The following is a 20,915-nucleotide window of genomic DNA, read 5'->3' as shown; positions in this document are numbered from 1 at the left end:
GCAATCCGTGAAGGTGGTCGTACTGTTGGTGCTGGTGTTGTTTCAAAAATTATTGACTAATAATTTTTAAATAACCCAAGAAAAAGGTCGCGCAAGCGGCCTTTTTTGTGCCCCAACGAAAAGTAGGGCTAGCTTCACGGTGTTCTGTGATGAGGAATACGTTAAGAAAAATGTCCTAATGGACATTTTTTAGTATTTCCCGAAGAGCTTTGCTCGTAGGATAAATCATTTATGATTTACTAGAGTCGTACTGTTGGTGCTGGTGTAGTATCAAAAATTATTGCTTAATTTGCTGATAACGTTGCGTTAACTGCATTGCGGATACTCATTGACTAGCGTCAACTCCGTGTCTACGCTTTGTTAACACTTCAGTTATCAAACAAATTATTTCAATAATAATATAAAGAAATAATACATTTAAGGAGGTCGCGAAAGCGGCCTTTTTTGATCTTGTAGATCTATAAATTCATTATAAATTTAAAATCGTACAATTTTGCCGATAGTAAGTAAAATTGATTGCATTACGAAAACGAATAACATTAAATTAGTTTTTATAAATACTGTTGTAGGGGCGATTTCAATCGCCTTTTATCAAAACGATCTAATCAGAATTTCATGGTGCTTATCATTTAAAGATGATTGATTTGTTATTTAAATTGCTATAATACATTTAGTAACATTAAATCATCTTTATATATTCAGTGGTGAAGTACATCACTACATAATTCTCTCAAGAAAATAGGTGCTACCTTTTGAAATTCAGTTATGGTTTTCTCGTTATTGGTATTATGCGTTTTGTTAGTTTATTTAAACTTAAAAGCTTGAGAAAGGCAGCTGTTTTTGTCGGTCCGCTATTGCTGAGTAAAAACAGAAGAACAACCGAAGCTATTGATAAAAACCTCCAATTCAGCTTTCCAGATATGTCAGAAGAAGAAAGGAAAGTATTTACTAAAAATCGTCTTATTTGTATGTGCCAAACACTATTTGAAATGAGTCATACTTGGATAAAATCTCCTGAAACGCTTAAAAATTATTTACATGCAACTTATGACAATGCCGCTTTTGAATCTGAAATAGCTAGTAATAATGGCATTATGGTTTTAGTTCCGCACATAGGAAACTGGGAAATGATGAATGTTTATCTAACTCAGTTTAGAACCTTAACAGCAATGTATAAACCGCTAAAAGATCCTTCATTAGATAACTTTATTCGTAATGCCCGTCAACGCTTTAATTCTCAATTAGTACCTACTAATAGCAAAGGAATTATCAAGATTATTAAAACCTTACAAGCAGAAGGTATGGTAGCATTTTTACCGGATCAAGTGCCTGAAGAGAATGTTGGGGGTGTATTTGCACCATTATTTGGGCATCAAGCTTACACCATGACATTAGCCCATAAGTTAGCGCTAAAAACAAAGTGCCGAGTATTTATTGGTACGGCCTATCAAACAGAGCAAGGTTTTACTCCAAGGGTCGAACCCATAGGAGATGATTTTTATTGCCAAGATGCTGTTGTTGCAGCAAGGTGTCTAAATATGGCGATTGAAGAAGCTATATTATTGCAACCGATACAAAATCAATGGGAATATAAACGTTATCGATTACAACCAGAAGGAAGAAAGTCACTTTATAAATAACTGCTTTAATTCTGCGGATTTGCTAAAATATGCCGAAGATGAAGAGGTTAACTCGATATATTGTCTATTTCATTAGCAAATGACGATAAATAGTCCTTGAGTATACGTGGTGTCTGAGTATAATAGCGCCTCACTTCTTGAGTATCTCTTAATTCCCAAAAAAACTAAGACTAACTCGGTGAGTGTAACTATTGCTTTGTAGCAATCTGTAGGGGTGTAGTTCCAATTGGTAGAACAGCGGTCTCCAAAACCGATGGTTGGGAGTTCGAGTCTCTCCACCCCTGCCATTTTGAGTGAACATGAGTAAAGGTACTTATGTGTTCGTGGCTTATGAAAATAAGCGGCGTTATTGATGTAGATAAATACGGAATAGAATTTATGAATGCAAGTACAGAAGAGCAACCAAGTAGCAGTTCTTTCGATACGCTTAAGTGGGGAATAATTTTCTTACTTTTAGCTGCAGCTGTTGCGGGTAATTATGTTTACAGTGAAGAGTCAGTATTGATTAGAGCTGTGGCTGTTGTAGTATTAGTTGGTATTGCAGGTTTAATTGGCTTACAAACTGAAAAAGGCCGTAATGCCGCTATATTTGCAAAAGAAGCGCGTACTGAAGTGCGTAAAGTTGTATGGCCTACACGTCAAGAAGCCATTCAAACTACAGGTATTGTGTTAGTAGTGACATTATTAATGTCAGTACTACTTTGGGGATTAGACTCTGTTCTATTCTGGTTAGTTGGTTTAGTAACAGGCTTGCAGGTACTTTAATTATGTCTGAAGAAAATATACCTTTTGATGGCGAAGAAAATACATCTCCTGAAGGCGAAGAAAAACAAGTAATTCAAAACCCTAAGTTACGCTGGTACGTAGTACAAGCTTTTTCTGGTTATGAAGGTCGCGTACAAAAAACATTAATTGAGCATATTGAAATCCAAGGCTTACAAGATAAGTTTGGTGAGATCTTAGTGCCAACTGAAGAAGTTGTTGAAATGCGCGCTGGCCAAAAGCGTAAAAGTTCACGTAAATTCTTTCCTGGCTATGTTTTAGTACAAATGGAAATGGATGTTGACGCTTGGCATTTAGTGAAAAGTGTACCACGTGTACTTGGTTTCATTGGTGGAACAAGTGATCGTCCCGCACCAATAACGCAAAAAGAAGCAGATCGTATATTACGTCGTCTTGAAGAAACTGATAAGCCTAAGCCTAAAACATTGTTTGAGCCAGGTGAAGTTATTCGTGTTATTGATGGACCATTTGCTGACTTTAATGGTGTTGTTGAAGAGCTTGATTACGAGAAAAACCGTATTAAAGTATCAGTACTTATTTTCGGTCGTTCAACGCCTGTTGATTTAGAATTTGGTCAAGTTGAAAAAGGTAGCTAAGTAGCTTTCCTATTCAGTTGAACTATAAAACGCTTGCACTTGTGCAGGCGTTTTTTGTTTCTGGCTCTCTATAATCATACCAATACAACTAATTAAGTGATCTTTTAAAGTGGCCTAAATATCCAATAACATCGTTGCCTACAATCACACAAGCCAACTATTGCTCAATCAAGCGCCTTGCTCTTGAAGATTTATCCTCATTAAAAATTGATCACCTAATTAATTCCGATTGGTATTAATGGTTGCTTGGCTCTTTTGTAAAAGCTACTCAAACGAAGGGAAGGTTGATGAGTAGGTATTAAATATAGAAGGGTATCTTAAAGTAATAGAGATAAAGTAATAGAAAACTAACGGATTAAATAAGTGCTTAATCCATTAGTTTTTGTAAGTGCTGAAGTTATACCAAACGGCTCAATTAACGAGTTCGTTTGGGATTACGCTTTCATCATTCTGTCATTGCAGTTATTGCCAATAAATACCAAGTTGTATTTTCAAGACGTTGTTGTGTCCAACGCCAGTTATTTTCATCTGGACCTTCAGCCCACGTTATTCCTCGACCTTCAGAGCTTAGGGTAGCACCTGTAATGCCATTTGATATACCGCCATTTAACATGTTGCCTGCGCTGTTAGCATGCGGCGGGTTAGCAACACCAAAACCATAGAGCATGCTTACTTGATAGGGGTTACTACCCATAAGCCAATCTATTTGGCTTTGTGCGAACCTTGCTAAAGAATTATCAATACCAAACGCACCCTGTCTATCACTGTGCGTTAATTTTCCACCCCAAATAGCTGCGGCGGTTAACGATGCCATACGAGAATTCTCACCTTGCCACCAGTTGTTTGCATCATTTAGATGAGGCATAAAAAAACCCTCTTGTTGCTTAGAGTAGACTCCTTCTTGATAAGTTTTAAATGTTTGGCGAGCCAAATTAAATGGATTGGCTACTTGGGTATTTAAAGCTAATTGATAATCAAGTGCTAATTTAATAGTTCGTTTAGTTTTTGATTTTATCTGCCTATTTTCTTCAATCGATAAATAATCGACTAAAGCAATGATGGGTAAACCTGCTTCAACACCGTGATAAAAAGGTCTTTCATCATCGTCACTTTTAAAAGTGCCTTGTGCTGACATTCGGTTGTTAAGACTAAGCGCTCGTTCACGGGCGGCTTTAAGGTATTTACTTTTTTTAGTAATACGATATAGCTCTGTTGCAGCAATAAGCGCGGTATAATCATCAATAATATTTTCTTTACCATTGCCTACATAGGTTAAGTTAAATTGTTGTAAATGTTCAAATGCATGCTCTGCATCTACAAGGTATTGCTTAGCAGAGAATTCTCCTTGAACACCGGTTTTGTTACTTAATTCATGTGCTCTGGCTAATGCTGCTATAGCAAGACCTGCACCTTGACGAAATGAAGCTTTATAGTTGTCTGTATAACTTCCTTCAATCTCATCATAACCAGCGATTAATCGCTCTTCATCTAAGTCATCATTATTAAGCGTATTGCTATCAAAGACGCTTAAGTAGAAGTAACCATCACTATCTAAAATCCGGTGTAAGTAATCTGCTCCCCAAATCACTTCTTCAGCCAATGGTGTGGTTAAATTATACTGATCATAAAGCGAGCTTAATTTACTGTATGATTTAGCCATGGCCCAAGCCGCGATAGCACCTTGTTGTGACGATAAAAAGTTAGGTTGATCGGCATTACTTAAATATTTATTTTGATTACTACCAGAGTTAATCCAACCACCTGATACATTTACCAAACGCTCTGCACCATTAATTCGAATGGTGTTATCTTGTGGGTTAGTGTGGCGGCTAGCTTTAAAATAATTGATTAATGATTTTGTGGTTAACGCAAAGTAAGCATTCTGTTTAATTGCAAAAGTAGAGGAGCTAACTTGTTGTTTTGCTGTGGTTACCGCAACATGAAATTGACCAAGTCGTTGTACAGAAGAAAAATCAGCAATAAAATATTGAACCCCTTGCCCCCATTCGTTAAAGCTAGGCTGAGTGCTAAGTTGGCCTTGGTATACAATATTGTTACCTTGGTAAACAATAAATCGACTAGCTGACTCACCAATAGGTAATGCCACTACAGCACGTTTTGGGGCTTGAGCATCAAACGCTATTTGATTGATGTAAATAGCCGCATTAGATAAATTTGGCGGGTTACTTGGCGGAATAGGTTTACTACTACAGCCAGATATACTGACGAGCAACAAAAATAGAAATATTCGAATAATATGTGAAAAAATGAATTTGCCAGTCATGTACTAGTCCGTAATATTGTAAATAAAGAAGTTCTATATTATCAACAATAGACTATTAGTGGGTATTTTATAATAGTTTTTAGCGGAGTTATTGCACATATGATCATAATAGCGCTAATAAAATTAACAATAGTTATTAAAAAAGAAATCCTTTAAGAAAATTTATGGAAATAAAGCTAGTCGATCTCATCTAATGGCTTGCGCGGATTTATGAAAGAAGATGAATTGATATTAGCTACATAAGTTAACTAAACGCTTTTAACTTAATAAAGAACTTGAATTAACCTACCTGGTTAATATATAATCCGCTGCCGCTTATTTTTAGCGCGCACTAAATGCGCTTTGAATCGTTATGAAAATAACTTTTTTAAAGTGAATTTGGCAAACAGGGAAGCGAAATTATAGCCTTAAATGAGTTAACTCTACTTTAAGGAAGTAAATCGCGTTAATTACCCAAATACAAGGTATTTTAAAATGGCTAAGAAAGTCCAAGCTTTAATCAAGCTACAAGTAGCTGCTGGTGCAGCTAACCCGTCACCACCAGTTGGTCCTGCATTAGGTCAACACGGTGTTAACATCATGGAATTCTGTAAAGCGTTTAACGCAAAAACAGATTCTTTAGAAAAAGGCGCTCCGGTTCCAGTAGTAATTACTGTATATAACGACCGTTCGTTTACTTTCGAAACTAAAACTCCACCTGCTGCATATTTATTATTAAAAGCAGCTGGTGTTAAAAGCGGTTCTGGTCGTCCTAACACTGATAAAGTTGGTACTGTTACTACAGCACAACTTGAAGAAATTGTTAAGATGAAAGAACCTGATTTGACTGCTGGTTCTATGGAAGCTGCAGTGCGTACCATTGCGGGTTCTGCTCGTTCAATGGGTTTAGTGGTAGAGGACTAATCAATGGCTAAATTATCAAAACGCGCTCGTCTTATCCGTGAAAAAGTAGACGTATTAAAAGAATATGATATCAACGAAGCTGTTTCTTTATTAAAAGAATTTGCTACTGCTAACTTCCGTGAAAGCGTAGATGTTGCTGTAAATCTTGGTATCGATGCACGTAAATCAGACCAAAACGTTCGTGGCGCTACAGTATTACCAAATGGTACTGGCCGTGATGTACGTGTTGCTGTATTTACACAGGGTGCTAACGCAGAGAAAGCTAAAGAAGCTGGTGCTGATATCGTTGGTATGGAAGACTTAGCTGAGCTTGTAAAAGCTGGCGAAATGAACTTCGACGTTGTAATTGCTTCTCCAGATGCAATGCGTGTTGTTGGTCAACTAGGTCAAATATTAGGCCCACGTGGTTTAATGCCTAACCCTAAAGTTGGTACAGTAACTCCTGACGTAGCTGGCGCTGTTAAAAACGCTAAGTCTGGTCAGATCCGTTACCGCAATGACAAAAACGGCATCATCCATACTACTATTGGTAAGGCTGATTTCGAACCTGCTCAATTGCAAGAAAACTTAGAAGCATTGTTAGAAGCGCTTAAAAAAGCAAAACCAGCAAATGCTAAAGGTCAATACTTGAAGAAAGTTTCTCTTTCTACAACTATGGGTGCCGGTGTAACCGTTAACCAATCGACTCTTTCTCAAGGTTAATATTTATCGGTAATTTATTACCCATAAGTCTTGAATAAAGTTTCGTGTATTGAATCTTTACAAGGGTCGAATTATAACCTATAATTTCGCCCCTTAAATTTTGGTAGGAGTTGTGGACTTTTAATGATATTTCTTCGGAAAGTTAACTGAAGTACACAGCCCCACATCCAAGACCGTAGGTGTATTTATTTCTTCTGATTTAAGTACTTAATTTTACCTACGTAGATGGTGATTACCCAGATATTTCCTTAAATTTTCTGGTCCTCGCCGTAAATGGCTTAATCAATAAATATTATTGATTAAGGATTGTAAATACCGGTTTTTTTTACCGGTTTGAACCAGGAGTTAAAGCCAATGGCTATCAATCTTGATGACAAAAAAGCAATTGTTGCTGAAGTTCAAGAAGCTGCTAATGGCGCTCACTCAGTTGTAATCGCGGATGCCCGTGGTGTTACAGTTGAAGCAATTACTGTATTGCGTAAGCAAGCACGTGAAAGTGGCGTATGGATGAAAGTTGTCCGTAACACACTAGCACGTCGTGCAGTAGAAGGTACTCAATTTGAATGTGTTTCTGACGTATTCAAAGGTCCTTCATTAGTTGCTTTTTCTAGTGATCACCCAGGTGCTGCTGCTCGTTTATTCACTGCTTTCGCTAAAACTAACGAAAAATTTGAATTAAAAGCTGCTGCATTTGAAGGTAACACCGTAGACGTAAACATGTTAGCTAAGCTACCAACTTACGACGAAGCGATTTCACGTTTGATGAGCGTTATGAAAGAAGCATCTGCAGGCAAGCTTGCCCGTACGATTGCTGCTATACGCGATCAGAAAGAACAAGAAGCTGCATAGGTTATATAAGCTTAATGCTTATAACCAAGCTTTTTGTATTTATAGTTATTTCAAACAGTGTTTTATTACTTAATAAGAAAGTAAAACAACCTGTTTATTAAAAATTAGGAAATTTATAGTATGTCTATTTCTAAAGACGATATCTTAAACGCAGTTGCTGAAATGTCAGTAATGGACGTTGTTGCTTTAATCGAAGCAATGGAAGAAAAATTTGGCGTATCAGCTTCTGCTGCTGTTGCTGCTGCTGGTCCTGCTGAGTCTGCTGTTGAGCAATCTGAGTTTGACGTTGTATTAACTGGCTTCGGTGAGAAGAAAGTTGCAGTAATCAAAGCAGTTCGTGGCGCTACAGGTTTAGGCCTTAAAGAAGCTAAAGACTTAGTTGAAGCTCTTGGTACGCTTAAAGAAGGCGTAGATAAAGCTGAAGCTGAAGCACTTAAAGCTGAATTAGAAGCTGCAGGCGCTACTGTTGAGATCAAATAATCTGTTTATAAACAGATTATTTGCCTGAAAAGGCATGGCTGGTGATTTAAACGTCACCGGCCTTTTTGCGCTTTTGTTGTTAGTAAATTAATGATATTTATATATACTAACAATGTTTTATTTAGCGTTTAGGTGGTTTTTCTTATTTTTAGAAAAAAAATCTAGTAATATTTAGACGTAAATATTACAGCATAACCTGTCTAGCTGAGCGATATGGCTCAGTAGGCAGATTTGGCCATAACCAGCAAGCTGAGGAACCCCATGGCTTACTCATACTTTGAGAAAAAGCGAATTAGAAAGGACTTTGGTAAAAGTGCACAAGTAATGGAATATCCATTCTTGTTGTCCATTCAACTCGATTCTTTCCGCAAGTTTATTGATATTGACGCAACAGGTGAAACCGGTCTAGAGGCTGCTTTTCGTTCTATTTTTCCAATCAAAGCTTATTCAGGTAGCTCAGAATTACAATATGTAAGCTATCGTTTAGGTGAACCATTATTTGACGTAAAAGAATGTCAAATACGTGGTGTGACTTATTCTGCACCATTACGCGTGAAATTACGCTTAGTGGTATACGATAAAGAAGCCGCAGCTGGTACTGTTAAAGATATCAAAGAACAAGAAGTGTACATGGGCGAAATCCCGTTGATGACTGACAACGGTACTTTCGTAATCAATGGTACTGAGCGTGTTATCGTATCGCAATTACATCGTTCTCCAGGTGTATTCTTTGATCATGATAAAGGTAAAACGCATTCATCGGGTAAAGTATTATATAACGCACGTGTTATTCCTTACCGCGGTTCATGGTTAGACTTTGAATTTGATCCAAAAGATAACTTATTTGTACGTATAGATAGACGTCGTAAATTACCAGCGTCAATTATCTTACGCGCATTAGAATATTCTACAGAAGAAATTCTAGCGATGTTCTATGACACAACTGAATACACCATTAAAGGTGATAAGTTGATCATGGATTTAATCCCTGAACGTCTTCGTGGTGAAACCGCTATTTTTGATATTTCTATCAAAAAAGGTGAAGTGCTAGTTGAATCTGGTCGTCGTATTACTGCTCGTCATATTCGTTCTTTAGAAAAAGCGAATGTTGATAAGCTAGAAGTACCGGCAGATTACATCGTTGGCCGTGTTTTATCAAAAGCCTACATCGACAAATCTACAGGTGAAGTAATTGCTGAAGCAAATGCTGAAATTACCTTAGAATTATTAGCCGAGCTTAGTCAAGCGGGCCATAAAGTAATATCTACTTTATACATGAACGAATTCGATGTTGGTTCATACATGTCAGACACTATTCGTGTTGATAGTTCAACTAATAAGCTAGAAGCATTAGTTGAAATTTACCGCATGATGCGCCCAGGCGAGCCACCAACTAAAGATGCTGCTGAAACGTTGTTTAACAACTTATTCTTTGCCGCAGAGCGTTATGACTTATCGACCGTTGGTCGAATGAAGTTTAACCGTCGTGTTGGTAATGCAGATGATGTTGGCTCAGGCATTTTATCAAACGAAGATATTATTGCGGTGATGAAAACCCTAATAAATATCCGTGACGGTAAAGGCGAAGTTGATGATATCGATCATTTAGGTAACCGTCGTATTCGCTCTGTAGGCGAAATGGCTGAAAACCAATTCCGTGTTGGTCTAGTTCGTGTTGAACGTGCTGTACGTGAACGTTTAAGTCTTGGTGACTTAGATGCGATCATGCCACAAGATTTAATCAACGCTAAACCAATTTCTGCGGCAGTGAAAGAGTTCTTTGGCTCATCACAATTGTCTCAGTTTATGGATCAAAACAACCCGTTATCAGAAGTAACGCATAAGCGTCGTATCTCTGCATTAGGCCCAGGTGGTTTAACGCGTGAACGTGCTGGTTTTGAAGTACGTGACGTACATCCAACGCATTATGGTCGTGTTTGTCCAATCGAAACGCCAGAGGGTCCAAACATTGGTTTGATCAACTCGCTTTCTTGTTACGCACGTACCAATGATTACGGTTTCTTAGAAACTCCTTACCGTAAAGTTATTGACGGTTTGGTTACTGATGAAATTGATTACTTATCAGCAATTGAAGAGGGTAACTTTGTTATCGCTCAAGCAAATGCTGAACGTGATGGTGAAAATAAGTTAGTACAAGAGTTAGTTAACTGTCGTCACAAAAATGAATTTACATTAAAAGCTTCTGCTGAAGTTCAATATATGGACGTTTCTCCACAACAAATTATTTCTGTTGCGGCGTCACTTATTCCATTCCTTGAACACGATGATGCTAACCGTGCCTTGATGGGCTCGAACATGCAACGTCAAGCTGTACCTACCTTACGAGTTGATAAACCGCTTGTTGGTACTGGTATGGAAAAAGTAGTAGCTGTTGACTCTGGTGTTACTGCAGTTGCCAAACGTGGCGGTGTAGTAAGCTATGTTGACGCATCACGTATCGTTGTTAGAGTTAACGAAAATGAAATGCATGCTGGTGAAGCAGGTATTGATATTTACAACTTAACTAAATACACACGTTCTAACCAAAACACTTGTATCAACCAGCGTCCAGTGTGTCGTATGGGTGAGCCAGTTGTTCGTGGTGATGTATTAGCAGACGGTCCTTCAACAGATATGGGTGAATTGGCTTTAGGTCAAAACATGCGTATCGCTTTCATGCCTTGGAATGGTTACAACTTCGAAGACTCGATGTTGTTATCTGAGCGTGTTGCAATTGAAGACAGATTCACAACTATTCACATTCAAGAACTAACCTGTATCGCTCGTGATACTAAGTTAGGTAGTGAAGAAATTACTGCAGATATTCCAAACGTAGGCGAATCAGCATTATCTAAATTAGATGAAGCAGGTGTTGTTTATATTGGTGCTGAAGTTAATGGTGGTGACATCTTAGTTGGTAAAGTAACCCCTAAAGGTGAAACGCAACTTACGCCAGAAGAAAAACTATTACGTGCTATTTTCGGTGAGAAAGCAGCTGACGTTAAAGATAGTTCATTACGTGTACCTAACTCTGTTAAAGGTACTATCATCGATGTTCAAATATTTACGCGCGACGGCGTTGAAAAAGACGCTCGTGCAATAGAAATTGAACAAATGCAACTTAAAGAAGTTAAGAAAGATCTTGGCGATGAATTAAGCATTTTAGAAGATGGTATTTACGCACGTACTAAGAAACTATTATTAGCTTCAGGTCTTAATGAGTCTGACTTAACTTCAATGTCTCGTGACAGATGGTTAACACAGAACTTATCTGACGAAGGTCAACAAGCTGAACTTGAGCAAATTGCTGAGCAATTTGACAATATCAAAGAAGACTTTGATAAGAAGTTTGAAGTTAAGCGTCGTAAGATCACTCAAGGTGATGACTTACAACCTGGCGTATTAAAAATAGTTAAAGTTTACTTAGCTGTTAAACGTCATATTCAGCCTGGTGATAAAATGGCTGGTCGTCATGGTAACAAGGGTGTTATTTCAAACGTAGTACCTATTGAAGATATGCCATACGATCAATTTGGTGTTCCAGTTGATGTTGTATTGAACCCGTTAGGTGTTCCTTCACGTATGAACATCGGTCAGATCCTAGAAACTCACTTAGGTATGGCGTGTCGCGGTATCGGTGAAAAAATCAACCGTATGCTTGAAGCACAACAAGAAATTCACAAACTACGTAACTTCCTTCAAGAAGTTTACAATGTTGGTGAGTCTCGCCAAGAAGTTGATGTAGCTAGTTTCTCTGATGATGAAGTATTGCGTTTAGCTGCTAACTTACGTGCTGGTTTACCAATTGCAACACCAGCATTTGATGGCGCTGCTGAAAAAGAAATTAAAGAGTTATTTAAGCTTGCTGATATGCCAGAAAGTGGACAATTCGTATTAACTGATGGCCGTACTGGTCGTAAGTTTGAACGTCCTGTTACTGTTGGTTATATGTATATGTTAAAACTGAACCATTTAGTTGATGACAAAATGCATGCTCGTTCAACTGGCTCTTACTCACTTGTAACTCAGCAACCACTTGGTGGTAAAGCTCAGTTCGGTGGTCAGCGTTTTGGTGAGATGGAAGTATGGGCACTTGAAGCTTACGGTGCTGCTTATACTCTACAAGAAATGCTTACAGTTAAGTCTGATGATGTAAACGGTCGTACTAAGATGTATAAAAACTTAGTTGACGGTGATCATCGCATGGAGCCAGGGATTCCTGAGTCATTCAACGTATTGTTGAAGGAAATCCGCTCGTTAGGTATTAACATCGAGTTGGACAAAGACTAGGTTTCTAACCAAAAGTCAGCTGAGTTTGCCCTGAGGGGCAAGCCGGTTAGTGAACAAGGCAAATGATTTTGCCTTGTTCTCAAAGTTTAACTCCGACAGGAGAAGTGTGTGAAAGATTTACTTAAGTTTCTTAAGCAACAGAATCAAACTGAAGATTTTGATGGTATCCGTATCGGTTTAGCATCACCTGATTTAGTTCGTTCTTGGTCATTTGGTGAAGTTAAAAAGCCAGAAACCATTAACTATCGTACGTTTAAGCCTGAACGTGACGGATTATTCTGTGCACGTATATTTGGTCCAGTAAAAGACTACGAATGTCTTTGTGGCAAATACAAGCGCTTAAAGCATCGTGGTGTTATCTGTGAAAAATGTGGCGTAGAAGTTACATTGACTAAAGTTCGTCGTGACCGTATGGGTCATATCGAATTAGCAAGTCCAGTTGCTCACATTTGGTTCTTAAAATCATTACCATCGCGTATTGGTTTATTACTTGATATGACATTACGTGATATTGAGCGTGTGCTTTATTTTGAATCTTATGTTGTTACCGAACCTGGTATGACAACATTAGAGAAAAGCCAAATTCTAACGGAAGAAGAATATCTTGATGCGTTAGAAGAGCACGGTGATGAATTCGACGCCCTAATGGGTGCTGAAGCTGTTTTAGCTTTACTACAACAAATCGATCTTGACGGTGAAGTAGCGCAAATGCGTGAAGAATTACCAGAAATCGGTAGTGAAACTAAACGTAAAAAAATTACTAAGCGTTTAAAATTAATGGAAGCATTCGCTGCTTCTGGCAACAAGCCAGAGTGGATGATTATGAATGTTCTACCAATTTTACCGCCTGATTTACGTCCGTTAGTTCCTCTAGATGGTGGTCGTTTTGCGACTTCTGATCTAAACGATCTATACCGTCGTGTAATCAACCGTAACAACCGTTTAAAACGTCTTCTAGACCTAGTAGCACCAGACATTATTGTACGTAACGAAAAGCGTATGTTACAAGAGTCTGTTGATGCATTATTAGATAACGGTCGTCGTGGTCGCGCTATCACTGGTTCTAACAAACGTCCTCTTAAATCTCTTGCTGATATGATCAAGGGTAAGCAAGGTCGTTTCCGTCAAAACTTACTTGGTAAGCGTGTTGATTACTCTGGTCGTTCTGTAATTACCGTTGGTCCTACATTGAAATTACATCAATGTGGTTTACCTAAGAAGATGGCATTAGAATTATTTAAGCCATTTATCTACGGTAAATTAGAAGCACGTGGTTTAGCGACTACGATTAAAGCGGCTAAAAAATTAGTTGAACGTGAAGGCGCTGAAGTTTGGGATGTACTTGATGAAGTAATCCGTGAACATCCAGTTATGCTTAACCGTGCACCAACACTTCATAGATTGGGTATCCAAGCGTTTGAACCTGTGTTGATTGAAGGTAAAGCGATTCACCTTCATCCATTAGTTTGTGCGGCATACAATGCCGATTTCGATGGTGACCAAATGGCGGTACACGTACCGTTGACAATCGAAGCACAAATGGAAGCACGTACGTTGATGATGTCAACGAACAACGTTCTAGCACCAGCTAACGGTGAGCCAATCATAGTACCATCACAAGATGTTGTATTAGGTCTTTACTACTTAACACGTTTTCGTATAAACGGTTTAGGTGAAGGCATGGTTTTCACTGACGAGAAAGAAGTAGAAAAAGCATACCGTACTGGTGTTGCTGAACTTCATGCTCGTATAAAAGTTCGTATCACTGAGCATGTTAAAAATGCTGACGGTGAATGGGAAGCTGTAACTACATTACGTGATACTACGGTTGGTCGTGCAATCATGTGGCAAGTATGTCCTAAAGGTTTACCTTTTGACCTAATTGATCAGCCACTTGGTAAAAAGCCAATTTCAAAATTGATTAACCATGCTTACCGTAATTTAGGTTTGAAACAAACAGTAATGTTTGCTGACCAAATCATGTATACCGGTTTCCATTACGCGATGATCGCAGGTTGTTCTGTTGGTATCGACGACATGGTTATCCCTGCTGCTAAGTACACAATCATTGATGATTCAGAAGCTGAAGTAGCTGAGATTCAAGCACAGTTTGACCAAGGTCTAGTAACTGCTGGTGAGAAGTACAACAAAGTAATCGATATCTGGTCATCCGCTAACGAAAAAGTTTCGAAAGCGATGATGGACAACTTATCGAAAGAATCGATAGAAACAGCAGTTAGACCATTAGTTGCTGATGATGCTCCAGTTGTTAAATGGAAAGATCAAATTCTTTCTACCAACGGTGAATTGGAAGAACAAGATTCTTTTAACTCAATCTTTATGATGGCTGACTCGGGTGCTCGTGGTAGTGCCGCACAGATTCGTCAGTTAGCAGGTATGCGTGGCTTGATGGCTAAACCAGATGGTTCAATCATCGAAACACCAATCACAGCTAACTTCCGTGAAGGTTTGAACGTATTACAATATTTCATCTCAACGCATGGTGCGCGTAAAGGTCTTGCCGATACAGCACTTAAAACAGCTAACTCGGGTTACTTAACTCGTCGTTTAGTTGACGTTGCACAAGATTTGGTTGTTACTAACCATGACTGTGGTACAACTGATGGCTTATTAATGACGCCATTGATTGAAGGTGGTGATGTTGTTGAACCATTACGCGAACGTGTTCTAGGTCGTGTTGTTTGTGACGACGTAATGATTCCAGGTACCGAAGAAGTATTACTTCCTCGCAATACCTTAATCGACGAAGCACTTTGTGACGTGATTGAAGCTAATTCAGTTGACCAAATCAAAGTACGTTCAATCATTACTTGTAAAACAGACTTTGGTATTTGTGCCAACTGTTACGGTCGTGATTTAGCACGTGGTCATATGATCAACCAAGGTGAAGCTATTGGTGTAGTTGCTGCACAATCAATCGGTGAACCTGGTACTCAGTTAACAATGCGTACGTTCCATATCGGTGGTGCTGCATCTCGTGCTACTGCAGAAAACAGCGTACAAGTTAAAAACACTGGTCATCTGAAACTACAAAACGCTAAGTTTGTAACTAACTCAGATAACAACCTTGTTATTACATCACGTTCATCTGAATTAACTATCATCGATGAAATGGGTCGTGAGAAAGAGCGCTATAAAGTGCCTTACGGTTCAGTACTTACCAAAAATGACGGTGAAGCGGTAACTTCTGGCGATATAATCGCTAACTGGGACCCACATACTCATCCAATCATCACGGAAGTAGCAGGTAAAGTTCAATTCGTTGACTTATCTGATGGCGTAACAATGGTTCGTCAAACTGATGAATTAACAGGTTTATCAAGCATTGTTATCACCGATGCAGCACAACGTGGTGCAACGGGTAAAGAAATGCGCCCAGCATTAAAACTAGTTGATGCTAAAGGTAAAGAAGTAATGATCGCCGGTACTGAAATACCAGCACTTTACTACTTACCAGGTAATGCTATTGTAAACTTAGAAGATGGCGCGGATGTTGGCGTTGGTGATGCACTTGCTCGTATACCTCAAGCAAGTTCTAAAACACGCGATATTACCGGTGGTCTTCCACGTGTAGCTGACTTATTTGAAGCACGTAAACCTAAACTTCCTGCTATTTTAGCTGAGAAAACAGGTGTTGTGTCTTTCGGTAAAGAAACTAAAGGCAAAGTACGCTTATTGATCACTCAACCTAACGGTGACGTTTACGAAGAGATGATCCCTAAAACGCGTTTATTGAATATTTATGAAGGTGAGCCAGTAATCAAAGGTGAAGTAATTGCCGATGGCCCTGAATCTCCACATGATATCTTGCGTTTACGTGGTGTTGCTCCAGTAGCTAACTACATTGTTAACGAAGTACAAGAAGTTTACCGTCTACAGGGTGTTAAGATTAACGATAAGCACATTGAAGTTATCGTTCGTCAAATGATCCGTAAGTGTGAAATTCTTGATGCAGGTGATTCAGAATTCCTTAAAGGTGAGCAAGTTGAAGTGGCGCGCGTTAACATCGCAAACCGTGAACTTGAAGCCGAAGGCAAGCAACCAGCTGAATACGAAATGCAAATGATGGGTATTACTAAAGCATCATTAGCAACTGAATCATTTATTTCAGCGGCGTCTTTCCAAGAAACAACACGTGTACTTACTGAAGCTGCTGTTGCAGGTAAGAAAGATGGTCTACGTGGCTTGAAAGAAAACGTTATTGTTGGTCGATTAATTCCAGCAGGTACAGGTTACTCTTACCATCAAGAACGTGCTCGTATGAAAGCTGCTGAGTTAGAGCCTGAAGTTGAAATGACGGTTTCTGCAGATGAAGCTGAAAAAGCTTTAGCTGATGCATTAAATGCTGATTTATTATCAGGTGACGATGCATAATGTTTAGCTAGGGTTTACCCTACTAATATTTAGCAGAACATTAAAAAACCGCACCTTGCAAAAGGTGCGGTTTTTTGTTTTTAACGCTTTATTTTTAACGTATTAACTTTAGCGTTAGAAATAATAAACGTAATTTATACCTACCCGGTTAAATGTAAGATCATTTATACGAGCTATAATACCGAACTACTTCGTTAATTTTTTAGTATCAAAGCAGATTGTTTGGATCGAAGTTAAGGATCATATTTAATAATTAGATCCTTAACTAGGATCGTTTATTCAATATTCTGGCGATAATCAGCCTATAAACTACTTAAACCTTGACAGCTCAATGATTGACCTATAGAATTTCGCGACCTTATATTCTGTACACAGTGTACATAATGTAAAAAGTACGGTAAGAATCATAATACACATTATATTTTTATGATCAGAAATAAGGCAAAAATTACGAGCGTACAAACTTTTTCCATTGATTTAAAGCTTGTACAATTATTTATCAAGGCTACTTTCCTTGGTAACAACTAATCAGGAGCTATAATGGCAACTATTAACCAACTAGTACGTAAACCACGTGTTAGACAAGTAACAAAGAGTAACGTTCCAGCGTTACAAGCTTGTCCACAACGTCGTGGCGTTTGTACTCGTGTGTATACTACTACACCAAAAAAACCTAACTCAGCTTTACGTAAAGTTGCTCGTGTTCGTTTAACTAACGGCTTCGAAGTAACTTCATACATCGGTGGTGAAGGTCACAACTTACAAGAGCATAGCGTGATTTTAATCCGCGGTGGTCGTGTTAAAGATTTACCAGGTGTTCGTTACCACACCGTTCGTGGCGCACTAGATTGTTCTGGTGTAAGCGATAGAAGACAAGGCCGTTCTAAGTACGGTGCTAAACGACCTAAATCTTAAGTTTCCATCTTTTACCCATAAGCGGTAAATGATCAAAACGTTAAGTAAGGCCAAATACACAAATTTTTAAATTTAGTTATTTTGGATTTATCCTGAATACTACGGAGAATTAAGATGCCAAGAAGACGCGTCGTAGGGCAACGTAAAATATTGCCAGATCCTAAGTTCCATAACGAACTTTTAGCAAAATTCATCAACATCCTTATGGTTGATGGTAAAAAATCTACTGCCGAAAAAATTGTATACGGTGCATTAGACATTTTAACTGAAAAAAACAGCGAGAAAACTCACTTAGAGCTTTTCGAAACTGCTTTAGATAACATCCGTCCTTCTGTCGAAGTTAAATCTCGTCGTGTTGGTGGTTCTACTTATCAAGTTCCAGTTGAAGTTCGTCCGGTACGTCGTAATGCTCTAGCCATGCGTTGGTTAGTTGAAGCAGCTCGTAAACGTGGTGAAAAATCAATGGCTCAGCGCCTAGCTAACGAAATGTTAGATGCGTCTGACAGCAAAGGTTCAGCGGTTAAGAAACGTGAAGACGTTCACCGTATGGCTGATGCTAACAAAGCATTCGCTCACTACCGCTGGTAAGATAGCAGTATTGATTGATTGTTTTACTTACTTTAGAGTAAGTACATGGCTAGCAAGGGTTTCTCTTGCTAGCCATACTCATTTTACAGACTAGCGCTTTTAAGCTTAACGTAAAATAAAAAGCCAAATTATAAGTATTATTAATTAATAAGTTGGATAATATCCATAGTAATACGACTCATTAATTAATAACATTTAACATAAATTAGCGGTTAAATAACCGATAATTGTAAGAGGATTTCATTTTGGCCCGTATCACTCCTATAGAGCGCTACCGCAATATTGGTATTTGTGCACATGTAGATGCAGGTAAAACGACAACCACAGAACGCGTATTATTCTATACAGGTCTATCTCATAAAATTGGTGAAGTGCATGACGGCGCGGCCACTATGGACTGGATGGAACAAGAGCAAGAACGTGGTATAACCATTACTTCAGCAGCAACTACGTGTTTCTGGAAAGGTATGGAAGGTCAATTCGACTCGCACCGTATTAATATTATTGACACTCCTGGCCATGTTGATTTTACTATAGAAGTAGAGCGTTCTTTACGTGTTCTTGATGGTGCTGTATTGGTCTTATGTGGATCTTCAGGTGTACAGCCACAAACTGAAACGGTTTGGCGCCAAATGGAGAAATACCATGTACCACGTATTGTGTTCGTTAACAAAATGGACAGAACAGGTGCAGACTTCTTAGCGGTTGTTGATCAACTTAAAAATCGCTTAGGTGCCAATGCAGTCCCTATTCATTTAGCGATTGGCGCTGAAGATGAATTTGAAGGTGTTGTTGACCTTATTAAAATGAAAGCTATCAACTGGAACGAAAGTGATCAAGGTATGACCTTCACTTATGAAGAAATTCCAGCTGATATGCAAGACCTTGCAGAAGAATGGCGTGACAACCTAGTTTCAGAAGCTGCTGAAGCTAATGACGAGTTAATGGAAAAATACCTTGAAGAAGGTGAGCTTTCAGAAGAAGAAATCAAAGTTGGTTTACGTGTTAGAACATTAGCCAATGAAATTATTTTATGTAGTTGTGGTAGTGCCTTTAAAAACAAAGGCGTACAAGCTGTACTTGACGCTGTTATTGAATATTTACCTTCACCTACCGAAGTTGCTGCCATTACAGGTATCAACGACGATAAAGATGAAACTATCGGTTCGCGTCCTGCAGAAGACGACGCTCCATTTGCTGCATTAGCGTTTAAAATTGCTACCGACCCATTTGTTGGTACCCTGACATTCTTTAGAGTGTATTCAGGTGTAGTTAAAACAGGCGATAGCATTTATAATCCGGTAAAAGGCAAAAAAGAACGCTTAGGTCGTATCGTGCAAATGCACGCAAATGACAGAGAAGAAGTTAAAGAAGTTCGTGCTGGTGATATTGCTGCTGCAATTGGTTTGAAAGATGTCACCACGGGTGATACTTTATGTGATGTAAATAATGTAATAACATTAGAGCGCATGGAATTTCCTGAACCAGTAATATCGGTTGCAGTAGAGCCAAGAACATTAGCCGCACAAGAAAAAATGGCTATTGCATTAGGTAAACTTGCCGCAGAAGACCCTTCGTTTAAAGTGGCAACAGATGATGAAACTGGACAAACTATCATCTCGGGTATGGGTGAATTACACTTAGATATCTTAGTTGAGCGCATGAAACGTGAATTTGGGGTTGAATGTAACGTAGGTAACCCTCAAGTATCTTATAGAGAGACAATTCGCAAAACGGTAGAAGTTGAAGGGAAATTTGTTCGTCAATCAGGTGGTAAAGGTCAATTCGGTCATGTTTGGTTGAAAATGGAGCCAAATGAAGAAGGTGCCGGTTTTGAATTTATTAATGAAATTGTTGGCGGCGCAGTACCAAAAGAATTTATTCCTGCAGTAGAAAAAGGCTGTAAGGAACAAATGGATAGCGGTGTTTTAGCGGGTTATCCATTACTAGACATAAAAGTAACACTTTATGACGGCTCTTTTCATGATGTAGACTCTAACGAGATTGCATTTAAAGTAGCTGCATCAATGGGCTTTAGAAAGGGCGCGCTTGAAGCAGACCCTGTTATTTTAGAGCCTATGATGAAAGTTGAAGTAACCACACCAGAAGCCAATATGGGTGATGTTGTTGGTGACTTAAACCGCCGTCGCGGTTTGATAGACGGTATGGACGAAGGTCCAGCAGGTTCGAAAATTGTAAATGCATTGGTACCCTTAGCCGAAATGTTTGGTTATGCTACCGACTTGCGTAGTGCTACACAAGGCCGTGCATCTTACTCTATGGAGTTTCAGCAGTATAATGAAGCACCGAAATTGGTAGCACAAAAGATTATGGAAACTCGCTAGAGAATCCAGTACAAAAATTTTAATATATACATCTGGCAAGGTCATTTTGACTGCGCCTTTTAATTTAATAGTTTACTAAACTTTAAGGTAATTGAAAAATGGCTAAAGCAAAATTTGAACGTCTAAAACCGCATGTTAACGTTGG

At 38.7% G+C, this 20,915-nt stretch carries 13 protein-coding genes and 1 tRNA gene; 13 read left to right on the top strand and 1 reads right to left on the bottom strand.

Annotated elements, in window-relative coordinates; all coding sequences use genetic code 11:
- Positions 1 to 752 precede the first annotated feature (752 nt).
- The 4 genes from CWS31_RS16505 (at position 753) to nusG (ending at position 3,019) form a co-directional block, all read left to right on the top strand.
- Positions 753 to 1,640, top strand: a complete 888-nt coding sequence (locus CWS31_RS16505; RefSeq protein ID WP_101344029.1) for a lysophospholipid acyltransferase family protein — start codon at positions 753 to 755, stop codon at positions 1,638 to 1,640.
- Positions 1,641 to 1,850: 210 nt separating this feature from the next.
- Positions 1,851 to 1,927, top strand: a tRNA-Trp gene (locus CWS31_RS16500).
- A gap of 91 nt (positions 1,928 to 2,018) precedes the next feature.
- Positions 2,019 to 2,405, top strand: coding sequence for a preprotein translocase subunit SecE (gene secE, locus CWS31_RS16495; protein WP_101344031.1), 387 nt, complete (start codon positions 2,019 to 2,021; stop codon positions 2,403 to 2,405).
- A gap of 2 nt (positions 2,406 to 2,407) precedes the next feature.
- Positions 2,408 to 3,019, top strand: a complete 612-nt coding sequence (nusG, locus tag CWS31_RS16490) for a transcription termination/antitermination protein NusG (protein ID WP_246143594.1) — start codon at positions 2,408 to 2,410, stop codon at positions 3,017 to 3,019.
- Positions 3,020 to 3,464: 445 nt separating this feature from the next.
- On the opposite strand, the gene CWS31_RS16485 is transcribed toward nusG, so the two are convergent.
- Positions 3,465 to 5,303: a glycoside hydrolase family 9 protein gene (locus tag CWS31_RS16485; protein WP_101344028.1), complete on the bottom strand. Its 1,839-nt coding sequence runs from the start codon at positions 5,301 to 5,303 to the stop codon at positions 3,465 to 3,467.
- A gap of 474 nt (positions 5,304 to 5,777) precedes the next feature.
- On the opposite strand from CWS31_RS16485, the gene rplK reads away from it, so the two are divergent.
- The 9 genes from rplK (at position 5,778) to fusA (ending at position 20,770) form a co-directional block, all read left to right on the top strand.
- Entirely contained in the window at positions 5,778 to 6,206 is a 429-nt protein-coding gene (gene rplK, locus CWS31_RS16480) for a 50S ribosomal protein L11 (RefSeq protein ID WP_101344027.1), read from the top strand.
- 3 nt (positions 6,207 to 6,209) lie between these two features.
- Entirely contained in the window at positions 6,210 to 6,908 is a 699-nt protein-coding gene (gene rplA / locus CWS31_RS16475) for a 50S ribosomal protein L1 (protein WP_101344026.1), read from the top strand.
- A 354-nt stretch (positions 6,909 to 7,262) separates the two neighbouring features.
- Positions 7,263 to 7,757, top strand: coding sequence for a 50S ribosomal protein L10 (gene rplJ / locus CWS31_RS16470; protein ID WP_101344025.1), 495 nt, complete (start codon positions 7,263 to 7,265; stop codon positions 7,755 to 7,757).
- A gap of 120 nt (positions 7,758 to 7,877) precedes the next feature.
- The gene (gene rplL, locus CWS31_RS16465) at positions 7,878 to 8,237 is read left to right on the top strand and encodes a 50S ribosomal protein L7/L12 (protein ID WP_101344024.1); all 360 of its coding nucleotides are present in this window, start codon (positions 7,878 to 7,880) and stop codon (positions 8,235 to 8,237) included.
- Positions 8,238 to 8,498: 261 nt separating this feature from the next.
- Positions 8,499 to 12,527: a DNA-directed RNA polymerase subunit beta gene (gene rpoB / locus CWS31_RS16460; protein WP_101344023.1), complete on the top strand. Its 4,029-nt coding sequence runs from the start codon at positions 8,499 to 8,501 to the stop codon at positions 12,525 to 12,527.
- Between the two features lie 108 nt (positions 12,528 to 12,635).
- The gene (rpoC, locus tag CWS31_RS16455) at positions 12,636 to 16,922 is read left to right on the top strand and encodes a DNA-directed RNA polymerase subunit beta' (RefSeq protein WP_101344022.1); all 4,287 of its coding nucleotides are present in this window, start codon (positions 12,636 to 12,638) and stop codon (positions 16,920 to 16,922) included.
- A gap of 540 nt (positions 16,923 to 17,462) precedes the next feature.
- A complete protein-coding gene (gene rpsL, locus CWS31_RS16450) occupies positions 17,463 to 17,837 on the top strand; it encodes a 30S ribosomal protein S12 (protein ID WP_011045492.1) in 375 nt (124 codons plus the stop codon).
- A 114-nt stretch (positions 17,838 to 17,951) separates the two neighbouring features.
- Complete coding sequence (rpsG, locus tag CWS31_RS16445; protein ID WP_070375045.1) at positions 17,952 to 18,425, top strand: 30S ribosomal protein S7; 474 nt, start codon at positions 17,952 to 17,954, stop codon at positions 18,423 to 18,425.
- A gap of 245 nt (positions 18,426 to 18,670) precedes the next feature.
- On the top strand, positions 18,671 to 20,770 hold the full coding sequence (gene fusA, locus CWS31_RS16440) for an elongation factor G (RefSeq protein WP_101344021.1): 2,100 nt from the start codon (positions 18,671 to 18,673) through the stop codon (positions 20,768 to 20,770).
- Positions 20,771 to 20,915: the final 145 nt, after the last annotated feature.

It is taken from the genome of Colwellia echini (assembly GCF_002843355.2).
In the GTDB taxonomy this organism is placed as follows: Bacteria; Pseudomonadota; Gammaproteobacteria; order Enterobacterales; family Alteromonadaceae; genus Colwellia; species Colwellia echini.
Note: the sequence above shows the minus strand (reverse complement) of the source record. Positions and strands in the feature narration are given on the sequence as shown.